This window comes from Solwaraspora sp. WMMB335, assembly GCF_049179075.1.
In the GTDB taxonomy this organism is placed as follows: Bacteria; Actinomycetota; Actinomycetes; order Mycobacteriales; family Micromonosporaceae; genus Micromonospora_E.
In genome coordinates, this window is the sequence record NZ_JBMHMF010000001.1 from 571,369 (window position 1) to 587,784 (window position 16,416).

The 16,416-nt window shown below is 70.5% G+C and carries 11 protein-coding genes; 10 read left to right on the forward strand and 1 reads right to left on the reverse strand.

The annotated features are described in order from the left end of the window. Positions 1 to 205: 205 nt before the first annotated feature. The gene (locus ACN27F_RS02450; RefSeq protein WP_421430920.1) at positions 206 to 448 is read left to right on the forward strand and encodes a response regulator transcription factor; all 243 of its coding nucleotides are present in this window, start codon (positions 206 to 208) and stop codon (positions 446 to 448) included. A 32-nt stretch (positions 449 to 480) separates the two neighbouring features. Here ACN27F_RS02450 and ACN27F_RS02455 read toward each other — a convergent pair whose 3' ends face one another. Then, positions 481 to 1,509, reverse strand: coding sequence for a LuxR C-terminal-related transcriptional regulator (locus ACN27F_RS02455; protein ID WP_421439915.1), 1,029 nt, complete (start codon positions 1,507 to 1,509; stop codon positions 481 to 483). 422 nt (positions 1,510 to 1,931) lie between these two features. Between ACN27F_RS02455 and ACN27F_RS02460 the strand changes: the two genes are divergently transcribed. The 9 genes from ACN27F_RS02460 (at position 1,932) to ACN27F_RS02500 (ending at position 16,411) form a co-directional block, all read left to right on the forward strand. Continuing rightward, positions 1,932 to 3,713 carry a BTAD domain-containing putative transcriptional regulator gene (locus tag ACN27F_RS02460; protein ID WP_421430921.1) on the forward strand — a complete coding sequence of 594 codons (1,782 nt, stop codon included), beginning with the start codon at positions 1,932 to 1,934 and terminating at the stop codon, positions 3,711 to 3,713. 70 nt (positions 3,714 to 3,783) lie between these two features. Then, the gene (locus tag ACN27F_RS02465; RefSeq protein WP_421430922.1) at positions 3,784 to 5,973 is read left to right on the forward strand and encodes a TOMM precursor leader peptide-binding protein; all 2,190 of its coding nucleotides are present in this window, start codon (positions 3,784 to 3,786) and stop codon (positions 5,971 to 5,973) included. Between the two features lie 35 nt (positions 5,974 to 6,008). After that, positions 6,009 to 7,889 (forward strand): TOMM precursor leader peptide-binding protein, encoded by a 1,881-nt coding sequence (locus tag ACN27F_RS02470; RefSeq protein WP_421439917.1) that lies wholly within the window; start codon positions 6,009 to 6,011, stop codon positions 7,887 to 7,889. 14 nt (positions 7,890 to 7,903) lie between these two features. Beyond that, complete coding sequence (locus ACN27F_RS02475) at positions 7,904 to 9,655, forward strand: nitroreductase family protein (RefSeq protein ID WP_421430923.1); 1,752 nt, start codon at positions 7,904 to 7,906, stop codon at positions 9,653 to 9,655. Positions 9,656 to 9,677: 22 nt separating this feature from the next. Further along, the gene (locus ACN27F_RS02480) at positions 9,678 to 12,467 is read left to right on the forward strand and encodes a lantibiotic dehydratase (protein ID WP_421430924.1); all 2,790 of its coding nucleotides are present in this window, start codon (positions 9,678 to 9,680) and stop codon (positions 12,465 to 12,467) included. After that, positions 12,464 to 13,504: a lantibiotic dehydratase C-terminal domain-containing protein gene (locus ACN27F_RS02485; protein WP_421430925.1), complete on the forward strand. Its 1,041-nt coding sequence runs from the start codon at positions 12,464 to 12,466 to the stop codon at positions 13,502 to 13,504. Before ACN27F_RS02480 ends, ACN27F_RS02485 begins: the two co-directional genes overlap by 4 nt. Continuing rightward, entirely contained in the window at positions 13,501 to 14,703 is a 1,203-nt protein-coding gene (locus ACN27F_RS02490) for a peptidase M50 (protein WP_421430926.1), read from the forward strand. Before ACN27F_RS02485 ends, ACN27F_RS02490 begins: the two co-directional genes overlap by 4 nt. Before the next feature lie 23 nt (positions 14,704 to 14,726). Next, positions 14,727 to 15,659 carry an ABC transporter ATP-binding protein gene (locus tag ACN27F_RS02495; RefSeq protein ID WP_421430927.1) on the forward strand — a complete coding sequence of 311 codons (933 nt, stop codon included), beginning with the start codon at positions 14,727 to 14,729 and terminating at the stop codon, positions 15,657 to 15,659. Further along, positions 15,656 to 16,411: an ABC transporter permease gene (locus ACN27F_RS02500; RefSeq protein ID WP_421430928.1), complete on the forward strand. Its 756-nt coding sequence runs from the start codon at positions 15,656 to 15,658 to the stop codon at positions 16,409 to 16,411. Before ACN27F_RS02495 ends, ACN27F_RS02500 begins: the two co-directional genes overlap by 4 nt. Positions 16,412 to 16,416: the final 5 nt, after the last annotated feature.

Consider the following 16,416-nt stretch of genomic DNA (forward strand, 5'->3'; position numbering starts at 1 on the left):
GGGAAAGCGACGAGAAGTCGGGACTTGACATCTCGCCGGCCGGGCCGTCGTCGGCCGGGACGCATCAGGTTTCACCGCCGAGAGGCATCTTCCTGCCTGGCATCTTGATGAAGGGTTACCGCCCTGGAGATGTCGTGGAGTGTCACGGAAGGTGAAGACTTGATCGCTCCAGCTGCAAGTCATCGTGACTTACGGGGAGGCAAGTGTGATCATCGGCGTCGCTCCCGACCCGGGCGTGCTGAGCAACCGTGAGGTCGAGGTCATGCGGCACCTCGCGGCGGGCCTGACGTACGCCGCCACGGCCCGGCAGATGCGGATCAGTCCACATACCGTCGACGCCTATCTCCGTCGCATCAAGAAGAAGGTCGGCACCCGGAGCCGCACCGACCTCCTGCTGCTCGCCGTCAGCCTGTCCGGCGGGTCGGTGTCGTCACCGACAGCGGTGTGACCGGCTCCCGGGTGCCGGCCACCAGGCGGCCGTCAGCCCTGGCCGGTGGTGTCCGCGTCCACGTCGAGCAGTCCCCGTGCAGACATGAGCACGCCCGCCTGGAAACGGCTCCGGGCGCCGAGTCGCTCCATGATGTTCGCGATGTGTCGACGCGTCGATCGCAGCGACAGGCCGAGCCGGCGCGCGATCGCCTCGTCCTTCATCCCGGCGGCGAGCAGGTTGGCGATCGTACGGTCAAGGTCGCCGGAGACGGCCTCCAGACCGTCGGCAGCCGCGGTCGCGTACGGCTGGGCATGGGTCCACATCATGTCGAACACGTCGCCGAGAAACGCCACGATGGACGGCTCGCGAATCACCACGGCGCCCGACGCCCCGTCGCGCTGCGGTACGAAGGCCACCTCCCGGTCGAAGGTGATCAGCCTTCCGAACAGCTCGTGCGCCGTCCGGTACTCGGCGCCGAGCGCGGACATCCGCCGCGCGTACGCCTGGCTCGCCTTGTTGAACCTGGCCGTGTGGCTGTAGAGCACACGCATGCGCACACCACGCTGGAGCATCTCGACGTCGCGCCGGGACGCCTCGTCCAGTGCGTCCGCGTCGCGGTTGCCGCCGGGCTGGCTGGCGATCACCTCGGTCCGACACTCCACGGCGGCGTTGTTGATCGCGGCACGCACCTCGCCGATCCCCGGAATCACCTCGACCGCCAGTGATCCGCGACTCATCGCCTCAAGATACTCATGCCGCAGGCTCGCATATTGGAGGCGCACTTCGTCGGCGTGCGCCTGATAGCAGCGGATCACGCTTTCGAGCGGAGCGATCGCCACCATCAACGCGAGTTCAGGATTTGCCGCCTGAAATCGCGACGTGTCGCCACCCATTTCGGTGACGAGCCCACGGGACAGCAGCAGCTGAATGGCTTCCGCCATCTTGGCGCGGGTGAGTCCCAACTCCTCCGAGGCGTCCCATACCTGCGTGCGCCCGTGCCGGACTATCCAGCGGTAGACGGCTGCTTCGAGCTCCGACGGTCCGGTAGGAAGTTCCGGCAGGTCCGCCCCTCCCAGCACGGTCAAGCGTCCTCCTTGGTCGGCCGGCGTCCCGGTTCGCCCCATCAGGCCAGTATCGCCCGCAACCCTTCGCGTGTCATACGAGCAGCCCCGGGTTGTACCGGAACGCCTGGACGGCCGGCCGCGGCGCCACGACCCGGCATCAGCGGGAGTGATGTTTCGTCGCCAAAAGCGCGATGCCTGTCGAATAAGAGCTGTTTGCGGAAATAGCCAGTGATGAGCGATTGGCGATCCACCGGTGTCGACGCACCAGGGTCACCCATCGACGATCCGGTCGGAGATTTAGATCTTCCTATTGATGATACTGATCGACCTCGGTAGCATGGCTGAGCGATCCTCGATGCGGATGTCGAGGACCTCCAGACTCCAAAGAGGCGGTCCAACAGCCGGCTGATCGGTGGGCGCTACCCGGGGATTGTGTCATGACCAGCGAAATCGTGACGGAGGGCGGGCGCCAGGATCGGCGGCTGAGGTTCCGGATTCTCGGGCCCTTGACCATGGCCCACGGCGCGGACTCGGTCGTTCTACCGCCGTCGAAGCCGACAATTCTGCTGGCGGCACTGCTGCTCAACGCCAATAAGGTGGTCACCGTCGAGGCGTTGTGGCAGGCCATCTGGAATGACGAACGACCCGCTGCCGCGCGGGCCGCACTGCAGACCTGTGTACTCCGTCTCCGGCAGCTCTTCACGAAGTACGGGATATCGAACAGCGCTATCGAGACAGTACCCGGTGGCTACCGGATGGTCGCCGACGCGCGAACGCTCGATCTCGTGCACTTTCGCGAACTGGTTCGGCACGCCGCCGAGGCGCACGAGCCGGCCGCGCGCCTCGACCTGCTGGACGAGGCACTCGCGCTCTGGCACGACGCGCCGCTGGCCAACGTACCGTCCGACGTGCTGCGCACCGGTGTCCTGCCGGGACTCGTCGAGGAACGGCTGCGGACCATCGAGCGGGCCACCGACATCCGGCTCGCGTGTGGCCAGGTCGGGGCCGCACTGCCCGGACTGTGGCGGGTGTCCCGGGAGCACCCCGGGCACGAGGGCATCTCGAAACGGCTCGCCGAGTCGCTCTACCGGACCGGCCGACAAGCCGACGCGCTCGCCGAGATCCGACGGATCAGAAGCTATCTGCGCACCGAGTTGGGGGTGGATCCGGGCACCGCCGTCGAGCAGCTCGAGATCGCCATCCTGCGGGGTGAGGGGCCGGGACAACCGCCCGCCGGACCTCGGACACCCGTGCGTGCCGACAGCCGCTACGGCGTCGAGCCCTTTCCCACCACGTCCCGGTTCACCGGACGTGCCGACGTCAGCGCCGCGATCCTCGCCGCGCTGGATCCGGACCGTGGCCCGGGTACCGCCATCGTGGTGACCGGACCGCCCGGGATCGGCAAGACCGCGGTGGCCGTGCACGTCGCGCGGCTGGCTCAACGACGCGGCGCGGGTACGCCGAGCCTCCTTCGGGCGACCGATCCGGACGGCCTGCCCCGGGCCGCCGGTCAGATCGCCGCGGACCTGCACGCGCGACGCGCCCGGGTGCCCACCGGTGGACCGCAGCGGGCCGTCATCGTGCTGGACGACGTCCGCGAGATACAGCAGATTCCAGCGGATCTGCTGTGCTGTGTACCGGACCGGTCGGTGATCGTGACCAGCAGGATGAGCCTGGCCGGCCTGGTGGTGCGCAGCGGCGCCCAGGTCCATCGGCTCGACGTGCTCGACCAGGAGGAGTCCGTCGCCCTGCTGGGTTCGCTGCTCGGTGCCGACCGGGCAGACGCCGAACCGGCGGCGCTGCGGGCGCTCGCCACCGCCTGCGGGCACTTCCCGCTCGCCCTGCGGATCGCCGGGGCGCGACTGCTGACCCGGCCGAAGATGCAGGTCAGTGATGTGGTCGCGTGGCTGGCCCCGGACCGGATCGACCGGCTGGCCCTGCCCGACGATCCACAGATGTCGGTGGTCCAGCGGTTCCGTGGGTGGCTCGACCGCCTCGACCCGGCGCTCGTCGACGCCTTCGTGCGGCTCGGCAGTGCCGCCCCGCCGGTGTTCACCGCCGCCGACGGCGCTGCCGCACTCAGGACCACGGCGGCCGACGCGGAGCCGCTACTCGACCAACTGGTCGACGCGAACCTGCTGGAAGAGGGGTCCGGCCACTACACGATGCACGAACTTCTCCGAGTCTTCGCCCGTGGCTGCGCCCGCCCGGTGTCTTGAGAAAGGTGTGGCCCAGTTGTCCGCAACGTATGACCGAATAGCCCAGACCAGGCCACGAGTCCGTCGGGATGTGCTCTTCACCAGCACGCCGGAAGGCGTGCTCTTCCACAACGCCGAGGGCGGCTTCACCCTGAAGTCTCGATCCGCCTACCGATTCGCCAGCCTGCTCGTGCCGTACCTCGACGGTCGTCACCGGGTCGCCGACATCTGCGCCGCGCTGCGGCCCGACCAGCGGGACATGGTCGTGCACCTGGTGACCGCCCTCTACGAACGGGACCTGGCGCGGGACCTACCCGTCGAGGTCGGGATCGACCTGCCGGCCGCGGTACACCGCCGGTTCGCCGCCCAACTCGCCTACATCGAGCACTACCGGGACAGTCCACAGGCCCGCTTCCGCCGGTTCCGCGACACCGCCGTCGCGGTACTCGGCACCGGCCCGGTCGCCCGGTCCTGCGCCCGAAGTCTGATCCGTAACGGCGTGGCCGGTGTCGGCGTGCACCCGGCGGCCGACCAGGACGACCCGCGCCTGGCCGAGGTCCTCGCGGAGGCGGACGAGCTGACCGCGGCGGGCTGCCCAGCTGAGATCGCCACGATCGATCCGGCTCCGTCCACCTGGTCCGACCTGGCGCCGTACGATGTCGTCGTCGTAACGGACGAGGTCGCGGCACCCGGGCGGACGCTACCGCTGCTCGCATCGGCGGTACCGGCCGGCCGGACCCTGCTGCCGATGTGGTCGTTCGGGGAGCGGGCGGTCGTCGGACCGATGAGTACGGCGGAGCGCCTCGGCTGCTGGACCTGCGCTCTGCTGCGGCTCGGCGCCAACGGCGACCGTGGCGCGGCGGCCGACCTGTGGAGCGGGTCCAGTTCCCTGCTGACCGCCGCACCCAGCGGTCAGCAGCCGCTGGAGCCGGTCGCCGCGATGCTGGGCAACCTGCTCAGCTACGAGATCTTCCGCATCACCACCGGTGCGCTGCCGCCGGAGACCGATGGCAAGATCATCATTCAGAACCTGACGTCGGTGGACGTACTCGCCGAGACGCTGCTGCCCCATCCGGCCTGCGCACGATGCGTCACCCACGCCACCCGGCAGGCCGGCCACCGGACCGCAGCGCGGGTGACGCCGGCGGATCTGGACGCGGAGCTGGCCGGTGACACCACCACGGCCGACCCGGAAGGCCAGCAAGCGGCGGCGGAGGTGATCCTCGCCGACCTCGACCGCCGGTCGGTGCTGATCGGTCGGCATGCCGGAGTGTTCATCGCGTTCGACGACGACGCCTGGACACAGACCCCCCTGAAGGTGAGCATGGTCGAGGTCTCGCTCGGCCACGGGCCACGGCGCCGGATCGCGGCCTTCGACATCCACCACGTCGCCGGAGCCAGGCGCGCCGCGCTGCATCTCGCCGCCGAGGTGTACGCGGCGTGGGCTCCCCCCGCGCCGTCCGACTTCGACGAACCGGCCGGACCGGCCCTGCCGAGGGTGTCGCCGGCCGCGCTGGCCATCGCCAGCGGAACCACTGACGGCGGTTCGGCCTCGATCCGCTACCGCACAGCCACCTCGCTGCTGACCGGCGCACACCGCCGGGTGCCCGCCGGAGCGGTCCAGCCGCTCGGCCCCGACAACCGGGACCGGATGTTCCTGACCGGGCCCGCCGGCGACGGAGCCGGGCCTTCCGCCGCCGCGGCGACCTGGCACGGCCTGCGCTCGGCGTGGTGTCATCTCGCGCTGCTGGCGGCGATCAGGGGCCGGACCCCGCTGCGGCGGGTCGTCCTGCGTGCCCCGTACGGCGGTCCGGAGCTGGAGTTCCTTGCCAAGTCCGCGGACAACCTCGGGGTCACGCTGGAACTGCTGGACCTCACCCCGGCGGCACCGGGCGGGATGCACGTCCTGCTCGCCCGGTACACGGACGCGGGCACCGGGGCCACCGGGTGGCGGGCGGGCGCGCACACGTCCTGGAACCGAGCCGCCGTCGCGGCCGTGCGGGATCTGCTCGGCAGCGTCCAACTCGGCCGGCAGCTTGCGGACGGCACCGCCGTCGACAGTGGTGACCCGCTGCTGACCGATTTCGACCCGGGCACGCTGACACCGGTCGACGACGTCGCCGTGCCGACCAGCACCGGGCAGCGTCGGCCGGGACTCCTGGCCGACGCCGTCCGGGCGTGCGGCTACGAGCCGTTGGTCGTCGAGACCACGCCGGTGGACCTGCGCATCGGCGGTGTCACGACGGTCCGGGTGCTGCTCGCCCGGCAGGAGGACCGGTGACCGCGCCAGGCCTGACCGATCACCCCCTTACCGACCTGCTGGAGCGGGCGCTGAGTACGGAGCACCGGGCCGGGCCACGGATCAAGGTGTACGAGCTCGGCCGGCGTGACGAGCTGACGGCGCCGATCGGAGCCGACGAGCCGCCCGGTTGCGCCCGTCGGATTCCGGTCTTCCTGTACGGCCACCATGCGGTGATCGGTCCGCTGCCGGACCTCGGCACCGACCGGCCGGGATGCGCGTGCTGCCTCGCCCGCCGGTGGCAGTCGGTCCGTCCGGCGACCCTGCGCGACGCGCTGGAGCTCGGCGGTGTCGGCCGCGCCGTCGGCGCCAGCCCGTACCTGACCCCGTTCGCCGTCGACCTGCTGGTGGCGGTGATCCGGGCACAGACCGGCGATGCCCGGCACGACGCCGCAACGCGACGGCCGCCGCAACGCGTCCACCAGGTCGACCTGGCCGGCCTGCGGGTCCGCACGCTGTCCCTGGTGCCGGATCCGGAATGCCCACGGTGCGCCCGGCGCGTACCCGACACCCGCCAGCGGGCGGTGCCGGTGCTGCGGCCGGCGCCCAAACCTCGTCCTGACTCGTTTCGGCTACGGCCGGTCGAGGCGTACCCGTTCGAGGTCGAAGCGTTCGTCAACCCGACGTGTGGCGCCCTGAGCGGGTCCGCGATCCATGACCTGTCCTCGACGTCCACCGCCGCGGTCGTCGGCGCCTTCACCCTGCGCTCCGGACGGTACCTGCGGGAGACCCTCTACGGTGGGCACACCGACAGCTACGCCACCAGCGCCAAAGTGGCGGTGCTCGAAGGGCTGGAGCGGGCCGCCGGACTGCGACCCCGGGGTAAGGCGACCGTCGTGGTCGCACCGCTGGACGACCTCGGCGACGACGCGCTCGATCCCCGCTGCTGCGGCGTCTACTCGGACGAGTTCTACCGCCGGAATCCACACCTGACCAGGTTCACCGGGAGCACCCAGGTGAGCTGGGTGTGGGGTTACTCGTTGCGCGACGAACGCCCCGTCCTGGTGCCTGAGGTGCTCGCCTACTACCACACACCGCCGGCCGAGGCCCGGTTCGTGCAGGAGACCTCGAACGGTTGCGCCTCCGGTGGCAGCTTGACCGAGGCGATCTACTTCGGGCTGATGGAGGTGGTCGAACGCGACGCCTTCCTGCTCGCCTGGTACGGCCGGGCGGCATTACCGGAGATCGACCCGACGACCAGCACCCGGCCGCAGACCCGCCAGATGGTCGACCGGTTGGCGATGTACGGCTACCAGGCACGGTTCTTCGACACCCGGATCACGTTCACCGTGCCGGTCGTCACCGCCATGGCGGTCCGTCGCGACGCAGGTCCGGGCACGCTCTGCTTCGGCGGCGGAGCCAGCCTCGATCCGGAAGCCGCGTTGGCGGCCGCGCTCTGCGAGATCGCCACCGACGCGGTGAAGCTCCGCCTGCGGGTCGACGCGGACGAGGCACGGCTGCGCCCGATGCTGGATGACTTCGACCTCGTCCGTGGCCTGCACGACCACCCGCTGCTCTACGGTCTACCGCAGATGGCGCGGCACGCCAGGTTCCTGCTCGATGCCCGACCGGGCGGGCCGCAACCGCTCCGCGAGCGGTTCGCCACGGCCGAGCCACCCGCCGCTGACCTGCTCACCGACCTGCGCCGGTGCGTGGCCGAGATCGCGGCCGCAGGCTTCGACGTCATCGTGGTCGATCAGACCCTGCCGGAGGGGCGCGATCTCGGGCTGTACACGGTCAAGGTGATCGTGCCCGGTCTGGTCCCGATCGATTTCGGCTGGCAGCGGCAACGGGCGCCGTTGCTGCCCCGCACCCGTACCGCCCTGCACGCGGCCGGTCTGCGCGACCGCGACCTGCGGCCGGAGGAGATCCACGCCGTGCCCCACCCATTTCCCTGATCGGAGGTACGGCGATGTCCGCAGCACCGCGAGATCCCCGCCACGACCCGACGGCCGACGAACCGACGGGCAGCGACCCGACGGGCTATGCCCGGGAGTACGCGGCGGCGGTGCTGCGGCGCGGCCGGGTGCCGATGGAGCCGGCGGACTTCACCCCCGACTGGGGCGACGCGCCGCGCAAGGGCAAGTTCTTCCCCGGACCGGACCTGCTGCCGCTGCCGCTGCCGCTGGCGACGAGCAGCGAAGCGACGACCGCCCCCGGGGCGGCGACGACCGCCACCGTGCAGGCCGGGCTGCATCCACCAGCTGAGGTACCTCCCGGTCGGGGATTCGCGTTGCCGACGCTCGCCGGGATGCTGCACGACTCGTACGCCGTGATCGGACGCCGGCTCGGCGTCCAGGCGAACACGGACCTGGCGACGCTGCCGTCCTATCCCCGGGCGAACTGGTACCGAGGGACGGCCTCCGGTGGCGGGCTGTATCCGTGCGGGATCTACTGGTGCTGCGGGCCTACCGGCCCGCTGACGCCCGGCGTCTACTACTACTCGACGCCGCACCACGCCCTCGCTCCGTTGCTGGTCGGGGACGTCGCCGGCGTCGTCCGCGCGGCGCTCGGCGAGCTGCCCGCCGCCGCCCGGACCGACCAGTTTCTCATCGTCGACGTGAAGCTGTGGCAGAACGCCTTCAAGTACAACAGTTTCTCGTACCACGCGGTGACGATGGACGTCGGAACGACGCTCCAGACATGGCGGATCTGGGCCCGGGCCAACGGCCTACGGATCGAGCCGGCGTTGTGGTTCGACGAACCGCCGCTCAACCGACTGCTCGGCATCGACGCCGAGGTGGCGGGGGTCTTCGCGGTCGTTCCGCTCGACTGGGACCACGACGGTCCGCCCGCCCGCGACGCGACCGGCCACCAGCCGCCGTCGCCGGCGGAGTCGACCTGGCCGGAGTCGACCTGGCCGGCGACCACCTGGCCGGCGCCGGCGGTACGGCACCGGGACCGGGAGCGGTCCCGCCGGGTGCTGACGTTCTCCGCGCCGGCCCGGATGCGCCGGGCGACACTCGGGCGACTGGCGGACCGACCGAGCCCGGCTGATCTGCGCGCGGCGGCGGCGACCGCCGTACCCGACGGTCCGTGGCCACGGTTGCCCGACCCGCCGCCGCTCACCATGGACGTACGGACCGCGTTGCGTCGCCGTCGCAGCAGCTTCGGCCGTTTCGAGGCGCGGGTCCCGCTCGAAGCGGCGGCGCTGGCGGCACTGCTGGCGGCGAGCGCCGGGACCGGGTTCGACGTCGACACGCTCGGCCCGGGCACGCGCCCGCTGGTGAAGATGTACGCCTTCGTGAACCACGTCCGGCACGTTCCGCCCGGCGAGTACGAGTACGACCCGGTCAGGAACGCGCTACGACCGATCCGGACCGGCCCGCCCGGCGAATTCCTGCAGCGCAACTACTTTCTGGCCAACTACAACCTGGAGCAGGCGGCGGCGGTGCTGGTGCCCACCGTCCGTACGGCCGCGGTGCTGCAGGTGGCCGGCGACCGCGGCTACCACCTGGTCAACGCGACGATCGGCGCGGTGGCGCAGACCTGCTACACGGCCGCCTCGGCGCTGGGTGTCGGCTGCGGCGTCGCGCTCGGCTTCGACAACGTCTCCTACGTCGAGGAGCTCGGGTTGACCGGCACCGACGAGTACCCGCTGCTCATCATGCTGGTCGGTCACGAACGTCCCGACCCGGCCGACTTCAACTACGAGCTGGTCTGAGCGGGCCGGAAGGAGTATCGCCGTGCAGGAGCTGCTGGGTGCGGGCACGGTGGCCGCGACCACACCGCCGGACCCGGTCCTCAGCCCGCTGTTCATGCTGCGGGTGGCCGGGCTGCCCACCGCCGCGGTGCACCGGCTGCGCTGCCCCGCCGCCAGTGACTGGGCCGACACCGTGGTACGCCGCCAGGAGCAGCTGCGGGTCCGGGCAGCGGAGCTGAGCGATCTGCTGCACGGCCTGGTCAAGGCCAACGAGGACGGCCGCGCACGGCGACGGCTGCTGGCCCTGCGTCGGCAGGTGTTCGCGAACGTGCTGCCGGATGACCCGGCGGGTGCGGTCGATCTGGTGCATGGGTTCGACGGACACACCGCGGCGCAGCTGTCCGACTGGTTGTCCGACCAGCGGGAGCTCATCGCGTTGACGGGGCAGGGCGCGGCGCTGCTCGCCGACGAGGTCGCCGCCGGCCGGGACGAACTCTGGCGGCTCGCGGACGATCCCCGACTGCGGCTCGGTCTGCTGATCGCCTCACCCGTGCTGGACCGCCAGCTGCCGCGACACCCGCCCGGCGACGCCGTACCCGACAAGCGAATTCGCCGGATGGAACGGACGCTGCTGTCCTACGTCTACCGTACGGCCGGCAAGACCAGTCCGTTCAGTACCTTCACCGGCGTCGGCCTGGGCTGGTTCAGCCGGGTCACCGCCGCCCCGATCCAGGTCGTCGCCGAGCCGTCCGACGATGGCCGGCCGGGGTGCCCGCCGGCCGGCAGCGCGTCGACCAGGATCGACCTGCCCAGAACGTGGCGGAGTCGGGTCCAGCTCAACGTGGTGGTCCTCAGCCGGCTGATCGAACTGATTCTCTCCGACCCGGTACGGCGAGCCGACCTGCCGGTGCAGCTGACCGTCGGTTGGCGTCACGACGACGATCGCATTCGCTACGTACGGCACTGGGTCACCACCGGCGACGAGGACGCGACGGTCAGCTTCGACGCGGTCCGCGACCGGTTGTTCTTCCTGCGCCGCAGCGGCGTGCTCGACCGCCTGATCGACCTGTTCGGGCGGCGCTCCCGGCTGCGCTGCGGCGACCTGACGCGATGGTTGGTCGACGAGCAACGGGCGTCGCCGGCAGAGTGCGAGCGGTACCTGTCCGCCCTGCTCGAACTCGGCATGCTGCAGGTGCCGGACCTGCGGATCGACGTGCACAGCGCAGATCCGCTGGGCGAGCTGCGGGACGTGTTGCGGGATCTGGGCCGTGGCTGGGCGAACGACCTGGCCGGCCGGCTGACCGGAATACTCGTTCTCACCGACCGCTATCCCGCCGCGGGCCTGGCGGAGCGACGTCGGCTGCTGGCCGAACTTCGCGACCGGTTGACCCGTCTCGCGGCGGAACTGAGCCCCACACCCCCGCCGATCCCGCAGGCACTGCTCTACGAGGACGTACGGCTCGACGGGGAGCCGGCACGGCTGGATCTCGACCGGTGGCAGCGGCTGATCGGGCCGGGGCTGCGCGCCGTCGAACAGATCCTGCCGGCGTTCGACCCGACGCTGGCGCACAAGCTGCTGTTCAAGGGCTTCTTCGTGGCCCGCTTCGGTGCCGGCGGGCGCTGCGACGACGTGCTGAAGCTGGTCGAGGATTTTCACGAGGATCTCTACCGCCAGTACGTGTCCTTCACCGCCGACCGCCGACCGTTCGACGAGCACGGTGCCTACCTGCCCGAGGAGAACTGGCTGGGGCTGCCCGGCATCACGGTGCTCGATCGGGCCCGGCGGCGGCTCGCCGAGCACATGCGTGACCGGCTCGCCGACCATCGGCCCGACGCCGACCTGCACCTGGACGACGGAATCGTCACGGAGCTGGCCGGCTGGCTCGCCCCGCTGCGGACCCCGTACCTGGCCCAGAGCCACTTCGTCCAGCTCGTGGCACGTGAGCCCGATCCGGTCGTGGTGCTCAACCAGTCGTACGGCGGGTTGTCGTTCCCGTTCAGCCGTTTCACCCACTGTTTCGCAGCGCACGACCACCCGCACGGCGACGACCTCGCGGGCCAGTTACGTCGGCACGCGCGGCTGGTTCAGCCGCCGGGAACGGTGCTGGCGGAGGTGACCGGGGGCGCCGCCAGCACCAACCTCAACCTGCACGGCAGGCTCGTCGACTACGAGATCGTCAACCCCGGCGAAACCAGTTGCGCACCCGCGCACCAGCAGATCCCGCTCGACGATCTCACCGTCGCCCACGACCCACGAGCCGATCGGCTGGTGCTGCTGTCCCGACGGCTCGGGTGCGAAGTGATCCCACTCTATTTCGGCTATCTGATCCCGGTGGCGTTGCCGGAAGTCGCCCGTACCCTGCTGTTGCTCTCGCCGACGTCGACCGGACGGCTCGACGTCTGGGCGGGGGTGCCGGCCGGGGCGCCCGTCGAGGGGGTGAGCACCCGGCCCCGAGTCCGCTACGGCAACGTCGTGCTCAGCCGGCGAAGCTGGCACGTCACAGCGGCCGACCTGCCGTTGCCGCCCGCGCGTACCCCCCAACACGAACGGTTCCTCGGCTGGCGGCGGTGGCGGCTCACGCATCGTCTTCCCCGGCAGGTCTTTGTCACCGTCCACCAGCCGGCGGGGCCCGCCGCCCGCCCGGCCAAGCCCCAGTATCTCGACTTCGACAGTATGCTCTCGCTGCTGAGCGTCGAAGGACTGATCACTTCGACCCAGGCACGGCTCGTCCTACGCGAGATGCTGCCTGCGGAGAACGAGCTGCACGTCCACTCGGACGACGGTGCGCACGTGGCCGAACTGGCGGTACAGACGCAACGGAGGGCGCCTTGACCGAACAGCGCGGGCAGTGGCAGGCAGTGCACGTCTTCTACGCCGCGAACCCTCAGCCGCTGCTGGTCGACTGCGTCGCGCCACTGGTGCGTGAGCTGACCTGCGACGGCCTGCTCGACGGCTACTTCTTCATCAACTACTGGCTGGAGGGACCGCATGTGCGCCTTCGGCTGCGTCCGTCGCGTCCGGACGCGACCGGGCAGGTCCGTGCGCACGCGGCGGCGGCGATCGAGTCGTTCCTGCGCCGGCGGCCGGCCCTGTACGCGATGGGGCACGGGTTCCTCGGAGAGCTGTACGACACGCTGTTCGCACTGGAATTCCCGCACGGTCCGCCCGCCGACCTGGTGGGTCCGGACGGCCGGATGCGGCTGCAGCCCAACAACTCGTACAGCTTCCGTCCCTACGAGCCCGAGTACGGCAAGTACGGTGGCCGGGCCGGTGTGGCGCTGGCGGAGTGGCACTTCCAACGGTCCAGTGACCTGGTGCTGCATGCGATCCGGACGATGAACCTGCACATGCGCCCGATCCTGTTCGGCGTGGCGGCGCAGCTGATGATGGTGATGGCGGGCAGTTTCATCGCGGACCGGGCCGAGCTCGTCGACTATCTGGACCGCTACCACGCTTTCTGGCACCGGGCCTTCGCCGGCACCAACTTCATCGGCACGACCGAGTACGAGAGGATGTACGAGTCGATGGCACCCGCGCTGCGGCAGCGGTTCGCGTCCACTCTCGACGCCATCGACAGCGGGCATCCGCAGCGGCTTCCCGGTTTTCTGCGGGGCTGGGCGGCGCACTGCGCCGAGCTGCGCGCCCGGGTCGGCGCCCTCGCCGGGAGCGGCGACCTGCTGCTCGACTCCGGGGACGGCGACGGGTCGCAGCGGGTTTCCGATCCGGACACCGCGGTGGTGACGCTGCTCTCACCGTACCTGCACATGACGAACAACCGCTTCCACGTCACGATTCGCGACGAGGCCTACCTGGCCTACCTGCTCGGCCGGGCGTTGCGCGACGTCGTCGAATCGCGGGGGGTCCGGTGACGAGCGGCCCCCTCCTCGCCAAGCGACTCCGGCTGCATCCGGACGTGCTGGTCAGCCGGCGCCTGATGCGTGGCCCGGCGCAGATCCACCTGGTCAAGGACATGCGTACCGGCCGGGCTTTCGAGGTGAGCGCCCGGGAACACTTCATCATGACCCGACTCGACGGCAGGCGCAGCCTCGCCGAGATCGGTGAGGAGTACGCCCGCGCCTTCCGCCGTCGCCTGGTGGAGGCACACTGGCAGCAGCTGCTCGGCCTGCTGTACCGACGTGGTCTGCTCGACGACCCGAGCACGACCGGGCCGAGCACGAGCGGGCCGAGCACTGCGGTCTCTGGCCGGGCCACCCCGTCCCGGGCGTCACTCGCGCTGGTCGAGTGGGTCCACCGCCGGACGCGGTGGCTGCTGTCCGCTCCGGTGGCGCTGTCGCTGCTCGTCCTCGTGGTGGCGCTGGGCGCCACCGTCGCGGTGCGGATCGACGAAGCGGTCACCGGTCTGCGATGGTTCGCCGACCATCCGCTCTGGCTGCTCCCGGTGGCGCTGCTGGCCTGGGCCAGTGCCGCACTGCACGAACTGGCGCACGGTGTCACGGCGCGGCACTTCGGCTGCGCCGTCACCGCCGTCAGTATGGTCACGCTCCGTTGCCGAGTCGACGGCTACCTCTATCTGTCCTCGCCGCGGGCGCAGATCGCCATCGCCGCGGCGGGTGGGTTCGCCAATGGCCTGCTGATGCTGCCGATCGGGCTGGTGTGGCTCGTCCTGCCGTCCTCCGTGTCGATTCGACCGGCGCTGGCCGCGATACTGCTGATCGGCTACGTGCAGGCGTTGGTCAATGTCATCCCGCTGCCGCCGCTGGACGGATACAAGATCATCAGCCATGCGTTCGGTGTCACCCGCCTGTTCACCGGAACCCGGCAGTTCCTCTGGCACTTGGTACGCGGGCTGGTCGACCGTCGGGATCCCGGGGCCCTGGCCTACCCGACACGTGCCAGGCTCTGCTACCTGTCGTACGGCCTGATCTGCCTGATCCTCGTCGTGGCGGCGAGCTCGGCGGCCGTGCTGCTCGGTCGCCGGCTCAGCGACGGACCCGTCGGCTCGGCGGGCACCGTGATCACCGTCGTCGTGGTGGTGATGACCGCGAGCGGATGGCTCGCTCGCCCCCGGCGGCGCCCGGCCGCCCCCGACGCCACCGATGTGCCATGAACCGGGAAGGAAGGTAGATACCGATGGAAGCCGTCGAGCAGCCGGGCACGGACCCCGGCCCGGCGATCGAGTTGAACGACGTTCGCAAGAGATACGGCGACCTCGACGCTGTCGCCGGTGTGTCGCTGACGATCCAGCGTGGCGAGTTCTTCGGTCTGATCGGCCCGAACGGGGCCGGCAAGACGACGCTCATCGAGATCATCGAAGGGCTGCGTGAACCGACCTCGGGCACGGTCTCGGTGCTGGGCCTCGCCCCGTCGCCACGCAACGCCGCGCTGTTGCCCCGCGTCGGAGTGCAGACCCAGACCTCCGCCTTCTTCGTCCGGCTGACCGCCCGGGAGCATCTGGAAACGGTCGCCGCGCTCTACGGCGTGGCACCGGCGGCGGCCGGTCGCACCCTCGACCTGGTCGGTCTGGCCGCTGCTGGCGACACCCGGGTGAATGCCATCTCCGGTGGACAACGGCAGCGGTTGGCGATCGCCTCGGCACTCGTGCACGACCCGGAGGTGCTGTTCCTCGACGAGCCGACCGCCTCCCTCGATCCGAAGGCCCGCCGCGACCTGTGGCAGGTGCTGCGCGAGCTCAAGGCCTCGGGAAAGACCATCATCTACACCACGCATCATCTCGACGAGGCCGAGGCGCTGTGTGACCGGGTGGCGATCCTGGTCGACGGAGCGGTCCGGGCGCTGGGCAGTCCCCGCGACCTGATCGGCGGATCCGACCTGCCCACCCGGGTGTCCGTCCCGGCCGACCTGGTCAGTATCGACCAGGCCCGAGACCTCGACGGGGCGGCCAGAGCCGTCGTCGAAGCCGGCAGCATCGTCATCGAGACCCGCACCCCGGGCCGGGTCCTCGCCGCACTCGGCGCGATCGCCAGCCTCGACGGCGTGCAGACGCGGATGGTCACGTTGGAGGACATCTACCTCGAGCTGACCGGACCGGAGGCGGTGGGATGAACGCGTACGCGGCACTGACCAGGGCGGCCTACAAGGCATCGGTGAGGGACGCGACCACGGTCTTCTTCACGTTCGCCTTCCCGCTCGTGTTCCTGCTCGTCTTCGGCCTGATCTTCCAGGGTCGGGAGGTCGACGACACCGGTTGGAACTACATCGACTACATCGCGCCGGGTGTGCTGTCCTGGGGTGTCGCCAACGCCGCCCTGTTCACCATCTCGTTCACCTTGATGCAGTGGCGCAACGACGACATCCTCCGGCTCATCCGGATGACCCCGGCTCCGCTGTGGTCGGTGATCGCCTCCCGGTACGTCGTGGCACAGGTCGTCGGGGTGCTCCAGGCGGTGCTGTTCATCGGCGTGGCGCTGCTGCCGGTCTTCGGTCTCCACCTGTCCGACCGGTGGCCGCTGGCGTTGCCGGTCCTGATTCTCGGGGTCACCGCGTTTCTCGCCCTCGGGCTGATCGTGGGCTCGCGGACCAACACCCCGGAGGCGGTGGCCGCCGTCGCCAACTGCATCATCGTGCCGATGGCGTTCATCTCGGGTTCGTTCTTCCCGCTCGACATGATGCCCGGCTGGTTGCAGGGCATCTCGCAGGCCCTTCCGCTGCGTTACGTCAACGACGGCATCGCGGTCGCCATCGCCGGACGTGGCGACATGACCGAGTACGGCGTAGCGTGCGCGGCGCTCGTCGGCTACACCGTCCTGTTCGGCGCCATCGGTGCGCGGACATTCCGGTGGAGCAACCAGACGTGACCCTC

Coding starts and splice junctions, on each gene's coding strand:
- ACN27F_RS02460 (WP_421430921.1), top strand. CDS start 1,932: ATGACCAGCGAAATCGTGACGGAGGGCGGGCGCCAGGATCGGCGGCTG.
- ACN27F_RS02475 (WP_421430923.1), top strand. CDS start 7,904: ATGTCCGCAGCACCGCGAGATCCCCGCCACGACCCGACGGCCGACGAA.
- ACN27F_RS02495 (WP_421430927.1), top strand. CDS start 14,727: ATGGAAGCCGTCGAGCAGCCGGGCACGGACCCCGGCCCGGCGATCGAG.
- ACN27F_RS02500 (WP_421430928.1), top strand. CDS start 15,656: ATGAACGCGTACGCGGCACTGACCAGGGCGGCCTACAAGGCATCGGTG.